Raw genomic sequence first — 21845 nt, forward strand, 5'->3', positions numbered from 1 at the left:
ATGCAGTTTTTACTAATATATAATGAATATTTACTCAGACTTTTTTATTTTTACCCGGAATTATCCCACACTATATCAAGTTAGTAATTGTAGAATAATTAAGTGAGGAGGGGGTGAATGTTCCACTTCTTCTGATTTTTCGCGTCTTACAGACAGAAAAACGGAATGAAATTGGATGTTTTCGTACTCCTGGTTTGGAAAAAGAAAATAAAATGGAAGTAAGACTTCAGGAAGCAAAAGATTCGATAAGAGACGTAATTGATTTTCCTAAAACGGGAATCGTATTTAAGGATATCACAACCATGTTGAAAGATGATAAACATCTGGCAACTTTAGTTGACACTCTTTACAATCAATATAAAGACAAAGGAATAACAAAGGTTGTTGGTTTAGAAAGCCGTGGTTTTATTTTAGGAACAGTTTTAGCCTATCGTTTAGGTGCTGGTTTTGTTCCGGTAAGAAAACCTGGTAAATTGCCCTCGCCAACTTTCTCTGAGAAATATTCTTTGGAATACGGAGAAGATGAAATTTTTATCCATCAGGATGCTTTAGATTCTGACGATGTAGTTTTGCTGCACGATGATTTATTGGCAACAGGCGGCACAGCAAAAGCTTCTATCGATTTGTTGAGTCGGTTTAATTTGAAAAATGTTTTCGTGAACTTTTTGATAGAACTTGACTTTTTGAAAGGCCGTGATAAATTGGCTACTCAATATGAAGTTGATTCTGTATTCCACTTTTAAATAAAGCATAAAAATTATCATTCAGGTCATCTTAACCCAAAATGGTTTTGATGACCTGATTTGTTCTATCCCGGTATTTTACACAGACAAAACTGAGTTCGATGCAATACTCCATTTCGAAAAAAAATAATTTACTGGAAGGAAGAATTGTTCTTCCCGCCTCTAAAAGCATTTCAAACCGAGTTCAAATTATTAATGCTTTGAGCTGCAATTTTGAGCCGATTAAAAATCTTTCGGATTGTGATGATTCAAAAGCAATGCAGAGCATTCTAAATTCCAACACCAATAGTTTTGATGTTGGACATGCCGGAACAACCATGCGCTTTTTAACTGCATACCTCTCTAAAATTGTTGGCGAATGGACCTTAACCGGTTCGCACAGAATGAAGGAAAGACCCATTGGTGTTTTGGTTGATGCTCTAAACTCAATAGGCGCTCAAATTACCTATTTGGAAAAAGATGGTTATCCGCCGCTTAAAATTTTTGGATCGAACCTTACCGGTGAAGCAGTAGAGCTAAAGGGAAACACCAGCTCTCAGTACATTACTGCATTGCTTTTAATTGCGCCTACGCTTGAAAAGGGATTGCGGATTAAACTAAGCGGAAAAATCGTTTCGCGTTCGTACATCGAAATGACTCTGAATATTATGGAAGAGTTTGGTGTGAAATCGGAATTTAAAGGACAGGAAATTTTTGTGGCCAATCAGGCTTATCAGCGAATTCCGTATGTGGTTGAGGGCGATTGGTCGGGTGCATCGTACTGGTTTGCTTTTATGGCTTTGGCCGATGAAGGAAAACTGTATTTAGATGGATTGAGACGAAACAGTTTTCAGGGTGATTCCGGATTGGTTCCGGTTTTTGAGAAACTAGGCGTTAAAGCTCAATTCTCGAAACGGGGAATGTTCATTGAAAAGATGGCAGCCAATTGTACAAAACTAAAGTTCGATTTTAATCAGATGCCCGATTTGGCTCAGACATTTGCCGTTTGTGCCTGTTTAAAAAACATTCCTTTCCACTTTACCGGCTTAGAGACTTTGAAGATTAAAGAAACAGACCGTATTTTTGCTCTGATCACCGAATTGGGAAAATTAGGTTACGTTCTTACCGAACCGGCCGAAGGCGAATTGGCCTGGAATGGTGAACGAAAAGCAGAGGAGGAAAATATTGCGATCGAAACTTACCACGATCATCGGATGGCCTTGGCATTTGCCCCCATCGCACTGGTTCGGCCAAATGTGGTAATTGATTCGCCCGACGTGGTGAAAAAATCGTACCCTAACTTTTGGGAACAACTAAAAGAATTGGGTTTTGAAGTGAAGGAATAAATCCTATATGATATTAGAAACAACCCCGTTAAAGCTAAGCCTAACGGGGTTGTTTTATAAACTACAGTTATTTAAATCTATTTGATCTAAAATAAGTCTGGCACTCTCGATTTCAGTGTGGGAACCAATTATTAACCACACTGAGAACGACACTTAAAGTGAGCTCCTCAATATTTTAATAACCTGAACCACCTTGTTGTCTATAGCTATATCCTGATGGTCTAAAACTGCGGTAAGCACAAGTTGATCATACACTAGCTATAAAATATAAGTTTGATGTACATCAAGTTTTATTTTGATGTACATGAAACTTATTTTTGATGTACATCAAAATATATTTTAACCAGTATAAAAAATTTAAAAGATAATGAAGACAATACCGAAAAGTACTTAAGGAATGATTTACTGATAAGGATGTAACATTATTTCGAATTAGAGCGTCAAATAAAAACCAAACTGAAAAAAACATGACAAAAAAGATTTTATTTGCTCTACTCCTAATTTGCTCTCTGTATTTGCATGCAAGCGCTCAAAAAGATTCTATAACTATTTCGGGAATTGTAACTGATTTTGAAGGCAATGCCAAAGACAGTGCTTTTCTTGAAATAAAAGGTAGAAACTTTGGAAAAGAATCAATGTATGAAACCTATACCAACAGCGATGGAAGATATTCCCTGAAGGTAAAAAAGGGAAAATACCTTGCATTGGCATCGATGAAACTATGTGAGTACCCTAAATCGAATTCTCTATTATCACCGGAGGATATGCGCCTTGAATTTTGGGCTTGGAATGTTATTGCTGAAGAAGATATGGAGTTGAACATTCATTATCACCGCCTAGAGATTTATGGAGTTACCGTTTTTAAAATAGAAGGGGCAAGCCCCGGATATACGATATATTGCAGACCCATGAGTTTATCTAAATACTTTTCCTCTCCTAAATCAGCAATAGATTATACAGATCTTTGCGCTGATCCTGATTTGCTTGATGTAAAGGTTACCATAAATGAAGTGCCGGTAAAAATTAACATGAAACAGAAAGTGAAAGAGTATATTTCAGATGGAATATGCAATGGCTATTTATTACATGTTGATGCGCCGAAAGAATTGAGTAAAAAAGGATATGATATTTTCAGGATAGAAATGACCGATTTGGAAAATGGAGATAAAGGTGAAGCGGTTTATTTCAAAGAAAAAAACGGATACCTATAATTTCCTGCATGCTATCCCCTAATGATGATCAATGACACATATTGGATCAGGTTATTTTCATATTTGAACAACTTACTTACAATCTGAGAAACAAGTTTTTATTCATGAATAATAATATTTACCAGATGAGCTCGCGTGAAGGATTGAAGTGGAAACCCCGCAGCTGGGGTTGGATTTGTGTGTTGGGGCGAGGAGTTGGAACATAAAGCCTGACCCGAAGAACTGAGGGGCACGCCCAAAATAATTGGCAATTAATAATGCACAATTTCTAATTGCACCTCCGTTTTCCGGATCGCATCAATAGAAAATAAAAAAAGGAGAAACTCCCCAAAGCTTCTCCCATACTTACAATAAATGTATCTGATCTAAAATTATTGTCTGATTGCTGTCTCCAAACCAATTTTTATCATGGTATGAAGTGTTGTTTGGCGCTCTTCGGCACTTGTCTCCTCGCCGGTTAGGATATGATCGCTAACGGTAAGAATTGCCAAAGCTTTCGCCTTGTTTCGGGCTGCGATTGTGTACAAAGCTGTTGCTTCCATTTCTACTGCTAAAACGCCGTAATCTGCCCAAATTTTAAATGGTTCAGGATTATTTTCTAAATCGTGATAAAAAATATCGGACGTTAATGTACTGCCCACTTTAATATTTACCCCTTGTTCGGTGGCTGCCTTATGGGCATCGCTCAACAAACCAAAATCGGCACATGGAGAATAATCCATGCCTTTAAATAAGTTCTTATTGATGGCTGAATCGGTACAGGATGTCATCGCCAAAATTACGTCGCGAACATGCACATCTTCGTTAAATGATCCACAGGTTCCGATACGAATCAGGTTTTTTACACCATATTGCGTAATCAGCTCATGAGAATAAATTGAAATTGACGGTACGCCCATTCCCGTTCCCTGCACAGAAATGCGCTTGCCTTTATAAGTTCCTGTGAAACCCAGCATGTTTCTTACTTTATTGTAACAAACCACATCTTCCAGAAAATTATCGGCTATGTATTTTGCCCGTAAAGGATCTCCGGGTAAAAGGATAGTTTCAGCAATATCGCCCATTTTGGCTTCATTGTGTGCACTCATGATATATTGATTTATAGATTTACAAATAAAGATAATGGATTTCCGGCAAGGATCACAAGAACCAAACACAGAAACAGCATTATATACTATTCAGTTTCGAAAAAAATATGGATATAAATTGGTTGGATGGTAGTTTGGCAGGCAATCGTGCTAAAAAAGTAGAATTATCCCAACGATACTTTACGAATCACTTTTTTACTTACCGCAGGCAAAAATAATAATTTTATCGGACTTTGCTCCTTTTTATTTTACACTTTTCTCCGTTTTCTATAGTGACATTCTTTTACGGGCAAAGAAGTCGCGAATTAAAGCTGCACTTTCCTGTTCCATAATACCAGAAACTACTTCGGTTCTTGGATGCATTGGGTTGGGCGAAAAACGGGTATATCCTCTTTTCTCATCTTTTGCACCGTATACAATTTTTGAGATTTGCGACCACGCCAATGCACCTGCACACATATTGCAAGGTTCAAGAGTTACATATAAAGTACAGTCTATGAGATATTTTCCCCCCAGAAAATTAGCTGCCGCAGTTATGGCCTGCATTTCGGCGTGAGCGGTCACATCATTCAACCGCTCTGTAAGATTGTGCGACCGTGCTATTATTCTATTGTTGCACACCACAACGGCGCCCACCGGAATTTCATCGGCCTCGAAAGCTTTGTGGGCTTCCTGCATGGCCTGTTTCATAAAATATTCGTCGGAAAACGGAGATATAACTGACTCTTGGTTCATATTAGTAAAGATTTGAGATGTGAGAAAGAATATTTTATCCATAACTACTGCAAACGGTTCATATTGTAATTGTCCGAAAACAGAGCTGCAAACTACTGCTTTCATACAATTTAAGACCTAATTTTATTTCTTATCGCTAAAATTTAACAATCTATTAATAAAAGCGTATTCAGTTTCGCAAATTGTTAGTAATTTCGCAAAGTTAACAAAACCAATAACAAAGAACGAGGTTGATAACAGAAAGCTGTTGGTGATTAGCCACTGCAATTGATATTAATAATTGTTCGACAGTAAATCTAAAGAAACAGACCTAAATAACAGGAATCAGCTAATGGCTAATAACTAATAGCTTGTTAAATCATAAAATGGTATAAGATGTACAGGACTCATACTTGTGGAGAATTAAGAATTCAGAATGTAAACGATACGGTAACGCTTAGTGGTTGGGTGCAAAAAGCACGTAACCTGGGGGGAATGACCTTTGTTGATCTTCGTGATAGATATGGCATTACTCAGTTTGTTTTCGATATGGAAAGCAATACTGAATTATGCGAAAAGGCTAGAAAACTGGGCCGTGAATTCGTTGTTGCAATTACCGGTAAGGTTGCTGAAAGACAAAGTAAAAACGACAAAATACCTACAGGAGCTGTTGAGATTATTGCTGATGATATAACTATTTTGAGCAAATCGGCAATTCCTCCTTTTACCATTGAAGACAATACCGATGGTGGTGATGAATTAAGAATGAAATATCGTTACCTCGATTTGCGCCGTTCTTGTGTTCGCGAGAATTTAATTTTGCGTCACAAAATGGGCATCGAAGTTCGTAACTATTTGGATCAGTTGAATTTTATTGAAACAGAAACTCCTGTATTGATAAAATCGACTCCGGAAGGTGCGCGTGACTTTATTGTTCCTTCAAGAATGAATCAGGGTGAGTTTTACGCTTTGCCGCAGTCACCACAGGTATTCAAACAATTGTTGATGATTTCCGGTTTCGACCGTTACTATCAAATTGTAAAATGTTTCCGCGATGAAGATTTACGTGCCGACCGTCAGCCTGAATTTACACAGATTGATTGCGAAATGGCCTTTGTTGAGCAGGATGACATTTTAGATACTTTTGAAGGATTGACCAAACATTTATTCAAGAAATTGAAAGATGTGGAGATGAACTTCAAATTCCCAAGATTGGATTACGCTGACGCCATGGAATTTTATGGTAACGATAAGCCTGATATCCGTTTTGATATGAAGTTTGTTGACCTAAGTGTAATTGCTAAGGGTAGTGATTTCAAAGTTTTTGATGAAGCCGAATACATCGGGGCAATTTGTGCTGCCGGATGTGCTGCGTATACCCGTAAACAATTGGATGCGTTGACCGATTTTGTGAAAAAACCACAAATTGGAGCCAAAGGATTGGTTTACCTGCGATACAACGAAGATGGTTCGTATAAATCATCGGTTGATAAATTTTACACTGAAGAGCAATTGCAGAAATGGGCGGAAGCTTGTAATGCAAAACCAGGCGATTTGATTTTGATTTTGGTGGGTGAAAAAGCCAAAACATTGCCTCAACTAAGCGAACTGCGTTTGGAAATGGGTAATCAGTTAGGCTTGCGCGATAAAAATGTTTACGCACCGCTTTGGGTTGTTGATTTCCCTCTTTTAGAGTGGGATGAAGATTCAGAACGTTTCCATGCCATGCACCATCCATTTACTTCGCCTAAAAAGGAAGATTTCCATATGCTGGAAACTGATCCGGGTAAAGTTCGTGCCAATGCTTACGATTTGGTTATTAATGGTGTTGAAATTGGCGGTGGTTCTATTCGTATTCACGATACAGAACTTCAGGCCCGTATGTTCAAACATCTTGGTTTTACCGATGAAGAGGCACAAGCTCAGTTTGGTTTCCTGATGAATGCATTTAAATATGGTGCACCACCACACGGCGGCATCGCTTTTGGATTTGACCGTTTAGCATCTATGTTTGCAGGTATCGAATCAATCAGAGACGTTATTGCATTCCCAAAAAACAATTCGGGCCGTGATGTAATGATTGATTCTCCATCGCCGATTGCCGAAGCACAAATGATTGAATTGGGTCTTGACTACAGAAAGAAGTTGAAGTAAGGATCTTTAAAATATCAGTACAGGCTCCGATCAAATGATCGGAGCTTTTTTTGTGCCTTTTTCTAATTTAGACGCTGATTTCAAAACAACACGGAAAGTTTAAAATGGGACGCAGATTACTTATGAAAAAAAATGATAGACACAGAAAAACTGTCTGGAAAAAACCGTTAAAAATGCACCAAACAGCTTAGTTATCCGTCACAAATTCTCTTCGCCGATCACAGGCAATAGTCATTAGTCCCTAATTTTAGATATGAATCCCAAACATTTGAAAAGAACCCAATTGGGGATGTATACTTGTATCTAAAACAAAATGATTTTAACCTCGATACAAATGAAAAAGACGATTTGCCTAATGGGATTTTTATTGCTGAATTTATTTCTGCTGAATGCTCAAATAAAAATATCAGGTAAAGTAACAGATGAAAACAAACAAGCTTTACCCGGAGCGAATGTATATATAAAAGGAACAGTTGAAGGCGCCTCAACAGATACTGAAGGTTTCTTCCAATTTGAAAGTACATCGAATGGAGAACAGGTTTTAGTGGTGAGTTGTCTGGGATATCAAACACATGAAAAGAAGGATCTAATTACCAATTTAAAAGGTCTGATTATTATCATGAAGCAGGAAGAACTTGGTTTGGATGAGATTGTAGTTACTGCCAGCACATTTAGCATTGGAAGAAGCCGTACGGTAGAAAAAATGAATGCTCTTGATGTGGTTTTAACAGGAAGTTCGAATGGTGACATTTACGGAGCCTTGCAAACTCTCCCCGGAACTCAAAAAGTAGGTGAAGATGGTAAACTTTATGTTCGCGGAGGAGAAACCCGGGAAAGTCAAACATTTATTGATGGAATGCACGTTTTGTTCCCATATACCTCAACAGCCCAGAACACTCCTGTCCGATCGAGATTTTCTCCCTTCCTGTTCAAAGGCATCAACTTATCATTAGGAGGATATGATTCTGAATATGGTCAGGCTTTATCATCCATATTGCCTATGGAAACAAAAGATGCAGCCTCGAGCACAAAAATTGGCGTAAATGCATCGCCATTGAGCATTGGTGGTGGTGGTACTTATGCCTGGAAAAAGGCATCTGTTTCGGCCAATGTGAATTACACAAACAAAAGCCTTTACAGCAAAGTATTTCCAGATGACTATCAATGGAAAAAGGATTACAGATCATTAGCCGGTGAAGTGCAGATCAGATCACAATTAGGAAGGAATTCTGTTTATAAATTGTATTTAGGAATTGACCGAACAGCTTTTATTAGAACCATAACCGATGATTTGAACAATACTCCAACCCGTAATTTTGACTTAGCCCGAGACAATTACTACATCAACTCCACTTTTGCAACCCGAACAAAGAACAATTATCATTTATTTTTGGGGACTGCTTACTCCTACGCATCAAACAAATATAAAAATACAAATTTGGTTGGTGATGCATTTACCGATCACGAAAGTGAACTTCATGCGAAAGCCAAAATTGAAAAAAGCATCTCTAAATTTTATAAACTACGCGGAGGCTTAGAAGCATATTTAAAAAACCACAGCCAAACCTATGAAGATAACTTGTCGGCCATTTTAATGGACAATGATTTACAACGCAATTTATATGCAGGTTATCTAGACAATCAGTTTAAATTGAAAAAGTATTTGTACGCAAATGCTTCTGCAAGAGTGGAGTATTCTGAACTACTAAATAGTTGGAACTTAGCTCCCCGACTTTCATTGAACTACATAAATAATGGTTTTCAAGCATCAGCAATTGTTGGCAAATACTTTCAGGAACAGGAAGATGGTGTGTTGTTCTCAAAAAATGACATCGGACAACAAGAATCCTGCATGCATTATATTTTAAGCGGTTCGTACGAACTTAATGGAACGGTTTTAAAAGTGGAATTGTACAAAAAAAAATACGAAGGATTGGGTTTGCTGCAAAATAATGCCTATTCCTCATTGGGATACGGCAAAAGCAAAGGAATTGATGCGTATTTATCCGGCGAAAGCAGTCCGCTTCGACTAAAATATACCTTGGCATACTCTTATAACGACTCAAAAAGATTATTCAAAGATTACGCTGTTGAATCGGTTCCTCTATTTTCGACAAAACACAATGCCAGTTTATCACTGCGCTATTCAATCCCTGCTTTAAAAGCTTATGCCGGACTAACATATTCCTATGCCAGTGGAAGACCTTACAACAACCCAAACAAAGCAGGTTTTATCAATTCGAAGGCTCCTGAATACCATAGCCTGGATTGTAACATGACCTTTCTTTTAAGTAAGAATGTAATTCTCTACTCATCTGTCACCAATGTTTTAGGCAGGAAAAATGTATATGGATACACTTATTCGAACGCAACAAACACAGAGGGGATTTACAATCGCAAACCAATAGTCAATTCAAGAAAGCAATTCTATTACGTGGGCATTTTTATATCGCTAAAAAGCGATTCAGCCTATGATGTATCAAGCTTTTAACAATCAATAAATAAAAAACCAACAAAATAAATTCTAATCATTTAATACTAAAGAATATGAAACGTCCATGGCAAAAGTGTTTTGGCACACAGGGGATGATTATTCCCGGCATGGAAAGTTCCATATGGCAAAAACCTAAAATTATAATCATATGAAAAAATTATGCGTAGTACTCGTTTTTATGGTAATGTTATTAAATCAGGCATTGTGCACAAACCAAATTGCAACTAATGAAAATACAAAATCTGAGTTTTACCAAATTCTGGGAAGCAGTCTTTCCAAATTAAGTACGGCACAAAATGAAGCAGACCTTCTCTCTGTTGTGAATGAAATAAAAAGATTGGAAACTATGTTTCCTGATGAATGGCTGACAACTTACTACATCGCCTTTCTTGATTTGAAAGCATCCTTCTCTGCACCAATAGAGAAACAAGAGGTGTTGCTAAAAGAGGCTTTGCTTAAAATTGAAAATTTAAAACAAAACAAATCGGCCAATTTATCGGAGGTTTATACTTTGGAAGGCTACTACTACCTGGCAATAATTGCTCAAAACCCAGCTCAAAACGGGCAAATTTATTACAAAGAAGTAATTTCGGCTTACAGCAAAGCAATTGCTTACAATGGAGAAAATCCACGCCCCGTGCTATTATTGACTTTGTTTAAAAACAGAATGGCTCAATTTACGGGTGCCGATCAATCTTCTTTTTGTGAGGATTTAAAAAAAATAGAATTGATGTTTTCAACCTTTACGCCAAAAACCAAATTGGATCCAAATTGGGGAGAACAACAATTGAAAACGGCTCAGCAAAATTGTCCAAGTCAAGAGTAATTTCAACTGATTCGTTCAAACTTAAAGATTGGATGATGGATTCATCATCCAAATCTCTAGTATATTATTTTTTGAAATTCAGGAACATATTTTCTCGAAACGGGTATTGTCTGCTCGTAATTTTTCAAGAGAATTTTATATCCGTTCGAATTTCCTTTTGCCGTCTTTATTTGGTTTAAGTTGATCAAGAAAGAGCGATGACATTGAAAGACAGCATCATTTTGTACCTGATCGACCAGGTTTGTAAGCGTGTTACGAATACTTGTTGTTTTTACAAGTCCATCGACTAAGTAATAGATGTGGACATGATTTTTAATTGCTTCCAAAAACAGGAAATTATTTATTTCGATTGTAAAATCAGACTCCGTTTTGTTTGCATTCTCAAAAGTGATCGGGCTGTTGTGCTCCATTGTTTCACCACTCCGTCCTTCTTGAATAATCTGACTCAAATTATTCTTAAGCGCCCTGTTGTAACGAATTAAAACCATTCCGGTAATTGGAAAAATGCCAATCGCGCTTGTTAGTAATAAGGTATACAGAAAAGACCATGCATTTACCTGAAAACCATTAATAATCAATGATAAATAATACAAATTCGATAAGGAAATTAAAATCAGAAGGAAAAGGATGTACCCTATTTCTTTAAGAACAGTCCACTTTTTATTGAAAAGTTGATGAAGCTGTTTTTTGACGAAGGTATTCATGAAAAGCAGACACAGAAAAGTGATCGTGCCAAATCCCAACGACGCGATCATTTTGTTATTTTCATAACTGTAAAACCCAAAAGGCTGAAAAATATACAGAATTGCGCTTACAGCTATTCCAATAAAAAAAAGATGTTTCAGATTTAATACCGAAAATGGGTACTTTCTATTAATGATTTTTATTTGGCTTAAGTTCATTATGTGGGCTCAATACGAATTTGTTATTGGACATAAATATAAGAAAATTTCCAGTTTATTTTTTGAGTTCAAATTAAAGACAGCCATTCTTAATTTACGGAAAAAACCCATCTTCTTATCAACAAAAAAGCCCCGACAATATCGAGGCATTTTGTTTTGATCCTTTCAAGATCTATTCCTTTTTCTTCTTTCTCTTGATTTTCTTCACTTTTTTACCATTCTGATCATCAACCTCTACTTCTACTGTAATATCTACATCCTTGTCCTTTTCAATCCACATTTTCTCATCACCAGAAGTTTTAATTTTGATGATTTTATAACCATTCTCTTCAGTCACTTCAACGTCATCAGAATCGTTGATAATAAAAACTTTCTCTCCTTTTTTACCATGAGATTCAATCATATGCATTTTATGATCTCCTCCTTCCAGCATTTCAATATGAATATCCTTTTTAATACATGAATCGCCGCCATGAATAATTACATTTCCATCCTCATCCGAAATTCTGATTTTATTCATTACTCTCATCTCCTTAGCATCGCAAGCTGAATCTGATGAAAAAACAAATGTCTTCATTATTCTCTTGTGCTTGCCATGATTCTCATCCCCATCATCAGAGATCCAAACATGATGCTTTTTTATCAGAGAATCCGACATTCCCTTTAATTCCATCATTTCAAACATTTTTTGGTGACCTTCAGCATCATAAAAGACAGTATCGATAACTGTTTCTTTCCCATCTTCAATAAGCTTAACCTTTACATGCGTTTCATGTTTTTCATCTTTTTTTTCTTTCTTCTGAGCCGAAGAGCTTTGAGCAGCAAAAACTGCAAAACAAACCAGCAACAAATAGAGTGATAAACGTTTCATAACTTATCTTTTAGGTTCAAATAATAATTTCTACAATCAAAATTACGATACTCCTAAACGAAAGGCAGTTAAGCTTTAGCTAAAAAGAGTTAAGGAAAGGTTAAAATAAGACGCAGATTATTTATGAAAGAAATGATAAACACAGATAATGAGAGACAAAAAAACTGTCCTAAGAGTAGAACAGCTTTTTAAAAATTTATTGGTCAGAATTATTCATCATTTCTAATTCATAACTCATAATTATTTAGTCCAATTTTAGTACAGCAAGGAAAGCTTTCTGAGGAACTTCCACATTACCAATCTGTTTCATCTTTTTCTTTCCCTTCTTTTGTTTCTCCAAAAGTTTCCGCTTACGCGTGATATCACCACCATAACATTTTGCAGTAACATCTTTACGAACAGCTTTTACCGTTTCGCGGGAAATAATTTTGGCTCCGATGGCTCCCTGAATGGCAATATCAAATTGCTGACGGGGAATTAATTCCTTCAATTTCTCACACATTCTCCGGCCAAACGACTGGGCATTATCGAAGTGAATTAAAGTAGACAAAGCATCCACTCCTTCACCATTCAAAAGAATATCCAACTTCACCAATTTAGCGGGTCGAACACCAATTAAAAAATAATCGAAAGAAGCATATCCTTTCGAAATACTTTTTAGTTTGTCGTAAAAATCGAACACAATCTCTCCCAATGGCATTTCGTAGGTCAACTCTACTCTATCACTGGTCAGGTATTGCTGATTGGTCATTATTCCCCGTTTGCTCATGCAAAGATTCATAATAGACCCGGTATATTCCGACTTGGTAATAATTTGTGCTCTAATAAATGGCTCCTCGATAAAATCCAATGAATTGGGATCCGGCATATCCGACGGATTGTGCATTTCAAATTTATCGCCTTTCTTGGTGTGAGCAATGTACGAAACGTTGGGAACCGTAGTAATTACGTTCATATCGAATTCACGATCCAAACGCTCCTGAATAATTTCCATGTGCAGCATGCCCAAAAATCCGCAACGAAATCCAAAACCAAGCGCCATTGATGATTCCGGCTCAAAAGTAAGAGAAGCATCATTCAGCCTTAATTTTTCCATCGACGCACGCAAATCTTCGTAATCTTCCGAATCGATAGGATAAACACCCGCGAAAACCATTGGTTTCACTTCAGCAAAACCATCAATTCCCTCTTTGCACGGATTTTCTTTGTGTGTTATGGTATCTCCAACTTTTACTTCGGTTGAAGTTTTAATACCCGAAATAATATAACCAACATCACCTGTTTTAAGTGATGCTCTTGGCTCCTGTATTAACCTCAATACACCAATCTCATCAGCCTGGTATTCTTTTTTTGTATTTACAAACTTAACCGTGTCGCCTTTCTTTATTTCCCCGTTCATCACGCGGATATAAGCAACAATTCCCCGAAACGAGTTGAATTCCGAATCGAAGATGAGAGCCTGTAAAGGAGCTTCCGGATCGCCGGTAGGTGCAGGAACACGTGAAACAATTGCCTCCAGTATTTCAGGTACTCCCTCGCCGGTTTTTCCACTTGCCGAAAGAATATCATCCACATCGCAACCTAACAAATCCACAATCTGATCTTTAACATCTTCGGGATTTGCATTGGGTAAATCTATTTTATTTAAAATCGGAATGATCTCCAAATCATTCTCAATGGCCAAATACAAATTGGAAATGGTTTGAGCCTGAATTCCCTGAGTTGCATCTACAATCAACAAAGCACCTTCGCAGGCAGCTATCGACCGCGAAACTTCATAAGAAAAATCAACATGACCGGGAGTGTCTATTAAATTTAATACGTACTTCTCACCATTTAGCTCATAATCCATTTGTATGGCATGGCTCTTAATGGTAATTCCACGTTCGCGTTCTAAATCCATATCATCCAATACCTGAGCTTGTTTCTCACGATCGGTAATGGTGTGGGTCACGTCAAGCAAGCGGTCGGCCAGGGTACTTTTCCCATGGTCGATATGGGCTATGATACAAAAATTACGTATGTTCTTCATCTTATCAATAACGAATTAAGAATTAGTAATTACGAATTGTCAATTACCACTTACGAACGTTTTTTTTATCTATTCGTGATTGGCAATTATAAATCCCTAACTGAATCCGCAAAGATATTCAAATCCTTGGAATAATAAGAATTTGGTATTGATGAAAATATGAGAATGTTTTATTCAATATATTTGAGATTAAAGTACAAATCGAATCCCGGCTTTCAAATAAAAATCATCAGTATCAAAACTGGTTTTGGTCGTTTGTACTCCATCTTCAAAATATTGAATGGAAGAATCTTTCAAAGAAATATCTGTCTTTTTCCGGGTTAAAAAGAATCCTGATTTTTCCTGTATAAATAACCTGTCCCGTTCGGAAAGATCAAGCTGATAACCTGCAGAAACAAATAAACTGTAGAATTTGCGAAGTTTGGTTCGCAACCCAAAATCAAAAGAAACGCCCTGTTTTTTCTTTCCCACATACAAAGCAATTTTATCAGCCCTAAACTTTTTGCCTCCTGCTTTAAAGGTCGATTCAGAGGCAAAATCGCCGATATGGTATCCATCCTGAGAAAAGAAATAATTGACCCCGCACATCAAAAAAAGTTGTCGCCCCCGATTAATAAGCGGAGTTTCATAGGCAAAGCCTAAAGATTCCAGTTCGGAAAAATGCGTCCCAATTGATGTCTTAGAATAATAATTGACATCAAAAAAAGAATTTAGCTTATACCCCATTTTCGTCCCAAAGGAAAAAGTCTGTTTGTTTTCAGGATCAAACTCCTTACCAAAATTATGATGAGAATCCGGGGTGTATACTATGGCTGCGTTTTCAATTCCGGAAGTCGTTTTTCTTTCAAAATCAAAATCAAAATACGTTCTGGTCAAAATTTCAATCAATTTCTTTTTAAACTGAGCACCTTTGGGCAACGAATAAGTCTTGTTTAAAAGCTGGCCCGCCTCCTGTGGATTGTACGCCATCAATTTACTTAAGGAAGTATCAGGCACAATCAGTGTTTCATCCTTCCAGTCAGACTCGGAGTAATCTTTAGCTTTCAAATAAAAAACATCCCGATATTCGGTTTGCTCCTGAAAAGGAATTGGCTCGACATTCTCTAAAGAAATATTCGTAGTTACATATTCATTAAAATGAACTAAATTCAAGCTTGTTCTTTCATTGTACAATTCCTCCCAATCGGAGATATAAGACAGGTAATACTTCCCTTGCCTTTTCAAATACTTTGTTTTTATTCTTCTTGATTTACTCCATAGACTACTCCTTAGCTTACCTAGTCTGGATAAATATTTATTTCTCTTATCTTTTCCGAATTCAGAATAAGTGCAGTCAAAATACATATAAGCCAACGATTCTACATCCAAATAAAACACACCTTTGTATTCTACCTGTTTCGACTCTTTGGGTACAAACTCAATTTTGTAAGCAGACCTTCCATCCAATTGAGACTTTGCAATGGAGTAGCTGTATTTTTTAAAACCTGAAGGAGAAATAAATCCAATCCGCCCTTTAACCTTATCCCCAAACAATGGCCTATATATTCCTCCATACCACATCACCCTACTTAGAGAATCGTACATTGGATGTTTATTCATTCTGCTCTCCAGAATCTTTACCTGTCCTTCCGACTGTGTTTTATAAGGTGTTTTAAATACATCCAGCAAGGCTTCCCCAAAATACAAATACTCTTTGCTTTCAGGAACAAAGTACGATTCCCGGTAAAAACCTTTCATCCGTGTATCAACATCCGAATAATTATCCTTTATTTTTCCGTAAGCTCTGCGAAGTAGAGCAAGCAAGGTATCTTTTGGCATTACCAGCACCTCAGACAAATTACAGGTATCTTTTTGCAATTGGATGGCAAGCGGCGACTTGCTTTGTGCCAAATTTATTTCCTGACTTTGATAGCCGATTGAACTAATTCGAAGTTTGCCTGCCTTGTATTTCTCCGGGATTTTTATTCTGAAATCACCTTCACCATTGGTGACAGTTCCCAAATAGGAGTTCTTAATGTAAACACTGCTTCCTGGCAGCGCCTGATTGTTATCGGAAACTTTGCCTGTAATTATGGTTTGGGCAATTGAATTACTTGCCAATAAAAGCAATGGAATTAACAGAAACTTCTTGAAATAATTATACATGTCTTAAGGAAATCATTTAAAAATTCTATCGCAAAACTAAGTTTTATTAAGATCATAACTTAACAATTACAGTTAAATTAGATTAAGTATGAAAAAACAACGATATCCATCAATATTTTAAGGTGGAATAAGAAGATTTAGTTATAAGCAGATAAATAAAAATGATCCAAAAAAATTAACAATATATCAACAAGCTGAAAATATATTATTTTCCCGGTAGGGTGATTTTCCAGTTTATCGGTTCACAAATAAGCGAGCTCATAAAACTTAAATGTAAAATCATAAAAAATAAGAATCATGAAAAAGTTTTCTTTTTTACTAATAGTAAGTTTAGCGGTTATATTTTTCTCTTGTGATAAAAGCGATGATGTAATTGATGTATTGAACGAAGATCAGGTTGAATTGAACAACACGGTTAAAACAGTAGTTGCTTCTGAAGAATCAACCGAAGATGTTATGGTATCGGTTGATTATGAAACCGATTTATTTTCATTTGCTCAAGAATCATTTGATGAGGTTACCTCTTCAACAAAATGTACAGCAGCCGAACGTTACCGACAAATGTTTCAGCTTTGGAAGCGTTACAAAGGCGAACAATTACCTAATGTAGCGGTACAATTTGCAGACAGCACACGTTTCCCAATGACAATTACAATTGATTATGGTGATTCAACAGTATTGAACAACGGTCGCGTTCTTAGTGGTACCATTGTTATTGTGCTGACAGCAGCTCCTTTTACAGATGGAGCCGTTCGTGAAATTACTCTCGACTTAGTGATTGATGGCATTGCTGTTGATGGATGGAAACGTATTGAGTTCACTGGCGAACAAGGCGTATCCAGAAAATTTGCATGCACAAGCGAACTAACATTCACCTTTCCTGATGAAACAACTCTTTTCCGCACTGCAGAGAGAACCAGAGAATGGGTTTCCGGTTTGGATACGAAATGGGATGTTAGTGATGACAGAATTGAAATCAGGGGTTCTGTTACCTGTGTAGATTCGGAGCAAAATGAATATTCGAAAACAATTGATGCAGAAAATCCATTGGTAAGAATTGGAACCTGCCGGGTAATTGTTAGTGGTTTGGTCATCTTTACTCAGAACCAAATTGAATTTGCAAGGCTTGATTATGGTAACGGGGAATGTGACAACACAGCAACTTACTCATATACCAATGATGCCGGTGAAACAGTAACTGAAGAAATTGAAATAGGAAAACACCTAAGACTTAGGGATAAATAGTAGATTTGAATCAACAAAACTGGTGCAGAGCATTGTTTTAATACTCTGCACCAAATTCACTGAAAAAGTTTATTTTTACCTTAAACCAATCCCCGAGCCTTGACACAGGAAGAATTTAAACTCTTATTTGACAACCATTTCGATTCAATCCGGAACTATATTTACTACCGTTCCCGGGATGAAGAACTGGCCACTGATATTGCGCAGGATAGTTTCATGAAATTGTGGGAGAAAAATTTAGATTTCGATGAGAAACCTTTACGATCATTACTCTACAAAATCGCAAGTGATCTTTTTATCAGTAAATACCGAAGAGAAAAAGTAGCCCAAAAATACCTGGTAAAGTTAGAACCTGCTATTGACAATCACTCACCTGAAGATCAATTAGCGTATCAGGAACTAACATCAAAATATGAAACAGCACTTGAGGAACTCTCGGAAAAACAACGAACTGTTTTCTTAATGAGCAGAATGGAAGGCTTAAAATACCAGGAAATTGCCGACCGATTAGAACTAAGCGTTAAAGCTGTTGAAAAAAGAATGTCATACGCACTTTCGTATTTAAGAAATGCATTAGGAAGATAAATGAAAAAGGACAAGCAACATAACGAACTCAAGCCGGACATGGATTTTATCAATTCACTTCCGAAAATCGAAGTCGCCTATTCAAAATCCAAAGAGGATGTATGGAAAGAGCTTTCGAAGAAAACCTCTGCTCCAGCAGCACCTGCTAAAGTGATAAGGATGCAATGGGTGAAATATGCAGCAGCCTGTATATTAATACTAATCGGATTCACCGGTTTTATTAATCTTTACACAAAAACTATTCATTGTCCAAAAGGGGAACATTTAAGTGTAAACTTACCCGATCAGTCAATAGTCGATTTAAACGCAAACTCAAGCATATCCTACAAACCCTACTGGTGGAAATTTTCGAGAAAAGTGAAATTTGAAGGCGAAGCATTCTTTAAAATTACAAAAGGAAGCAAATTCGAAATTGCCTCTAACTATGGGAAAACCTATATTTTAGGCACAAGTTTTAATATATATGCCCGGGGAAATCAATACAAAGTAACCTGTTACACCGGAAAAGTGAAAGTTGTTTCGACTCTTACATCGGATAAAATTCTTTTACTGCCTAACGACCACGCCTTCGTTACCAAAAATGGCAAAATAGAGCTTCAGAAATGTAAAAACACAGAGGATAAGATATCATGGCGCAACAATTTATTTCTATTTACTAAAACCCCATTGCAACTGGTTTTCGAAGAAATAGAATTACAGTATGATATTAAAATTGTAGAAAAGGGGAAATTTGATTTAATTTATACCGGGAAGTTTGGTAAAGAAAAATCTGTAGAAAAGGTACTTCATACTGTATGCATGCCTCTTGGATTAAAATTTGTAAAAGGACCCAACAACAATTACATCATAACCTCTAATGCCCAATAAGTGAAACGAATCATCATCTTTCTATTATTAGGATTGGTTTTTTCAAATATTTCTGCTCAAAAAATTACAGTTACTGCCAACAAAAAAGCTTTGAGCGAAGTATTGATTGATCTAAGGGATCAATATGATTTTCAACTTTCTTTTAACAACGATTTACTTTCCGCTTATATCGTAAGTCTCGATAAATCTTTTTCTTCGAAAGATAAAACAATAGACTTTCTGCTGCGTAAGCTTCCTCTTAATTACCAAAAATCCAATGAGGTATACTTAATCTTTCCGGAAGAAAGAATTACTCAATATCGAATTTTTGGCCAAATTATGGACAAGGAAAGTCTTGAACCTCTTCCTTTTTCACATCTTACCATTAACGATTCGCCCATGGCTACCGATGAGCAGGGAAACTTTTCGTTTACTTCAGAAACAGACAGTACCTTTCTGATTTTAGCTTCTCATTTGGGATACTTTATTCACGATACTCTTGTAAACCAAGGAGCAAATCAAAATATTTTACTAACAGCAGCAAGCACCGACTTACCTGAAATAACCGTTACCGATAAAATTGTTCAAACATTTATTAAAATGGGCAATCAGGCAGGGAACCTAAAATTAAATCATAAAATTGCAGGTTTTTTACCAACCAACAACGACAATTCTGTATTTGAATTGCTTCGCTTGCAACCAGGAATTCTTGCCGCCGGCGAGCAAAAAAACGACCTGATTATATGGGGATCTTACGAAGGTGAAAGTCAGGTATTATTCGATAACATTACCCTCTGGGGATTAAAAAATGTTTATGAAGATATTGGTGCAGTGAATCCTTTGGTCGTAAAAAACATTGAAGTTTTAAAAGGTGGTTTTGACGTCCGTTACGGCGATCGGGTTGGAGGAATTGTGCACATTACCGGCAAAAACGGCAGTCGGCTTAAACCGACTCTAAATCTAACTTTAAATAATATCACAGCAAGTGGATCCTACGAACAGCCTATTGGCAAACGATCCTCTCTGCTGTTGGCTTTCCGGCAAACCTATTACAACCTTTTTAAAGATGAACAGATTAAGTATGCTTCATCAAACGCAGATCTTCAGGGACAAGGCTTAGGAAAAGCTTTAGCTTCCTCTTTGGGTGATTTGGATGTTGCTCCGGATTATAAATTTCATGATCTCAATTTCAAATTTACAAGCAATTGGGAAAACGGAGATAATTTTTCGCTTAGTTTAATGTCCGGACAAGATCGTTACTCATACGATATTACAACAGAATCGTATACAAATGCAAAAAAGCACAAATACGAAGGCAATGATCAGTTTGGTGGTTCTATTAACTACGGAAAAGTATGGCGGAATGGGAACACCAGCTCGCTATCTGTTTCCCGGTCTGAATTAGACACCAAAACCAGCGATGTGGTGTCCATTACCAGAATTCGTACCAACGAAGAGTTTTTCAGAAGAGATGATAAATCAAAAAACAACATATTAGAATACAGAGCTACACTTAAAAATTCATTTGTTTTTGCTGAAGATCAGAATTTTGAGACTGGAATTAATTACATCAACGATGAAGTTAATTTAAAGGAAGATTCTCTCGATATCAATATCCTGCACATAAAATCCAAAGCAGACCGGATTGGCTGCTATTTTCAAAACAATCTGAATATTAGCAACGGTGTTTCCATAAAAGCAGGGTTTCTGGCCAATTATCCAATCAATCTGAAAAAAGTTTATTGGGAGCCCCGAATCTCTCTTAGTCTAAAACTTTCCGAGAGAGTTGCGATCAATGGAGCCTGGGGTTTGTACAAACAATTCATTACAAAAAGTTCTGTAGTAAGTGAAACCGGAGATTTCCGTTACATTTGGGTCGGTGCCAATGAAAAAGACATTCCCGTGTTGGAATCAGTTCATCATGTTGCCGGAGGATCTTACAACAACAATGGATTTACATTTAGCGTTGAAGGATATTATAAAAAAACTGACGGACATACACGATATTACAAATACCGGCAGGAAGGCAATATATCTTTGGGTAAAAGCAAAAGTTACGGGTTGGATATTTTTGCCAAAAAGGATCTGGGCGATCATACCTTATGGATCTCCTACACCTTAAGCAAAACTCTCGAAAACTTTGATTATTTTAATACCAACGAGTATCGCAGAGCACTGCATGATCAGCGCCATGAAATAAAAACAGCAGGCTTACTGGCTTTAAAACCATTTTACATTTCAGCAAATTATATTTATGGATCAGGCTTTCCTATTTATTCAAGCCGAAACAAAATTGTTGCAGAACCAGATTACACCAGACTTGATGCAGCTCTTATCTACAAGTTCTATCCCAAAAAGACAAAATGCGAACTTGGAGTTTTGTTCCATAATATTCTAGACCGCAACAACATCACCTACGAATCGTACGAGAAAATACCATTGGATCAGATCAATTCGATCAGTATCTATACCGAAACTGTACCTACTTCAATACGTCTGTATTTTAAAATCACAATTTAAATGGTAGTTGATTACTCCAATAGTTCGTTAAGTTTTGACTTATAATGTTGAAAATGAGAAGAATAAGCAGTGTTTAAGTTTGGATAATCCCTTAAGAATCAGTATCTTAATGTTTGTTTTCGAAGCAATTATTAAGTATGACTC

16 protein-coding genes are annotated in these 21845 nt (G+C 36.8%); 10 read left to right on the forward strand and 6 right to left on the reverse strand.

Features of this window, described 5'->3' with window-relative positions; all coding sequences use genetic code 11:
- Positions 1-212: 212 nt before the first annotated feature.
- The 3 genes from BZG01_RS08765 (at position 213) to BZG01_RS08775 (ending at position 3279) form a co-directional block, all read left to right on the forward strand.
- On the forward strand, positions 213-743 hold the full coding sequence (locus BZG01_RS08765; RefSeq protein ID WP_101309472.1) for an adenine phosphoribosyltransferase: 531 nt from the start codon (positions 213-215) through the stop codon (positions 741-743).
- 101 nt (positions 744-844) lie between these two features.
- Entirely contained in the window at positions 845-2068 is a 1224-nt protein-coding gene (locus BZG01_RS08770) for a 3-phosphoshikimate 1-carboxyvinyltransferase (protein ID WP_101309455.1), read from the forward strand.
- A gap of 467 nt (positions 2069-2535) precedes the next feature.
- Positions 2536-3279 carry a carboxypeptidase-like regulatory domain-containing protein gene (locus tag BZG01_RS08775; protein WP_101309456.1) on the forward strand — a complete coding sequence of 248 codons (744 nt, stop codon included), beginning with the start codon at positions 2536-2538 and terminating at the stop codon, positions 3277-3279.
- 371 nt (positions 3280-3650) lie between these two features.
- Here BZG01_RS08775 and deoD read toward each other — a convergent pair whose 3' ends face one another.
- On the reverse strand, positions 3651-4367 hold the full coding sequence (deoD, locus tag BZG01_RS08780; RefSeq protein WP_101309457.1) for a purine-nucleoside phosphorylase: 717 nt from the start codon (positions 4365-4367) through the stop codon (positions 3651-3653).
- Between the two features lie 267 nt (positions 4368-4634).
- Positions 4635-5102: a nucleoside deaminase gene (locus BZG01_RS08785; protein ID WP_101309473.1), complete on the reverse strand. Its 468-nt coding sequence runs from the start codon at positions 5100-5102 to the stop codon at positions 4635-4637.
- 375 nt (positions 5103-5477) lie between these two features.
- Between BZG01_RS08785 and aspS the strand changes: the two genes are divergently transcribed.
- From aspS to BZG01_RS08800, 3 genes are all read left to right on the forward strand, one after another.
- Entirely contained in the window at positions 5478-7235 is a 1758-nt protein-coding gene (gene aspS, locus BZG01_RS08790; RefSeq protein WP_101309458.1) for an aspartate--tRNA ligase, read from the forward strand.
- A gap of 334 nt (positions 7236-7569) precedes the next feature.
- On the forward strand, positions 7570-9726 hold the full coding sequence (locus tag BZG01_RS08795; RefSeq protein ID WP_180327266.1) for a TonB-dependent receptor: 2157 nt from the start codon (positions 7570-7572) through the stop codon (positions 9724-9726).
- 151 nt (positions 9727-9877) lie between these two features.
- Positions 9878-10555, forward strand: coding sequence for a hypothetical protein (locus BZG01_RS08800; protein WP_143470866.1), 678 nt, complete (start codon positions 9878-9880; stop codon positions 10553-10555).
- Between the two features lie 56 nt (positions 10556-10611).
- On the opposite strand, the gene BZG01_RS08805 is transcribed toward BZG01_RS08800, so the two are convergent.
- From BZG01_RS08805 to BZG01_RS08820, 4 genes are all read right to left on the reverse strand, one after another.
- Positions 10612-11310, reverse strand: a complete 699-nt coding sequence (locus tag BZG01_RS08805) for a LytR/AlgR family response regulator transcription factor (protein WP_180327267.1) — start codon at positions 11308-11310, stop codon at positions 10612-10614.
- A 319-nt stretch (positions 11311-11629) separates the two neighbouring features.
- Positions 11630-12328 (reverse strand): hypothetical protein, encoded by a 699-nt coding sequence (locus tag BZG01_RS08810; RefSeq protein WP_101309462.1) that lies wholly within the window; start codon positions 12326-12328, stop codon positions 11630-11632.
- Positions 12329-12572: 244 nt separating this feature from the next.
- A complete protein-coding gene (gene lepA / locus BZG01_RS08815; RefSeq protein ID WP_101309463.1) occupies positions 12573-14360 on the reverse strand; it encodes a translation elongation factor 4 in 1788 nt (595 codons plus the stop codon).
- Positions 14361-14549: 189 nt separating this feature from the next.
- Positions 14550-16505, reverse strand: a complete 1956-nt coding sequence (locus BZG01_RS08820; protein ID WP_101309464.1) for a carboxypeptidase-like regulatory domain-containing protein — start codon at positions 16503-16505, stop codon at positions 14550-14552.
- Between the two features lie 297 nt (positions 16506-16802).
- Between BZG01_RS08820 and BZG01_RS08825 the strand changes: the two genes are divergently transcribed.
- The 4 genes from BZG01_RS08825 (at position 16803) to BZG01_RS08840 (ending at position 21701) form a co-directional block, all read left to right on the forward strand.
- Complete coding sequence (locus tag BZG01_RS08825; protein ID WP_101309465.1) at positions 16803-17750, forward strand: hypothetical protein; 948 nt, start codon at positions 16803-16805, stop codon at positions 17748-17750.
- 99 nt (positions 17751-17849) lie between these two features.
- Positions 17850-18335, forward strand: a complete 486-nt coding sequence (locus BZG01_RS08830) for an RNA polymerase sigma factor (protein ID WP_101309466.1) — start codon at positions 17850-17852, stop codon at positions 18333-18335.
- Positions 18336-19202 (forward strand): FecR family protein, encoded by an 867-nt coding sequence (locus BZG01_RS08835; protein ID WP_101309467.1) that lies wholly within the window; start codon positions 18336-18338, stop codon positions 19200-19202. It begins immediately after the preceding gene.
- The gene (locus tag BZG01_RS08840) at positions 19203-21701 is read left to right on the forward strand and encodes a TonB-dependent receptor (protein ID WP_101309468.1); all 2499 of its coding nucleotides are present in this window, start codon (positions 19203-19205) and stop codon (positions 21699-21701) included.
- Positions 21702-21845 lie beyond the last annotated feature (144 nt).

It is taken from the genome of Labilibaculum manganireducens (assembly GCF_002843385.1).
In the GTDB taxonomy this organism is placed as follows: Bacteria; Bacteroidota; Bacteroidia; order Bacteroidales; family Marinifilaceae; genus Labilibaculum; species Labilibaculum manganireducens.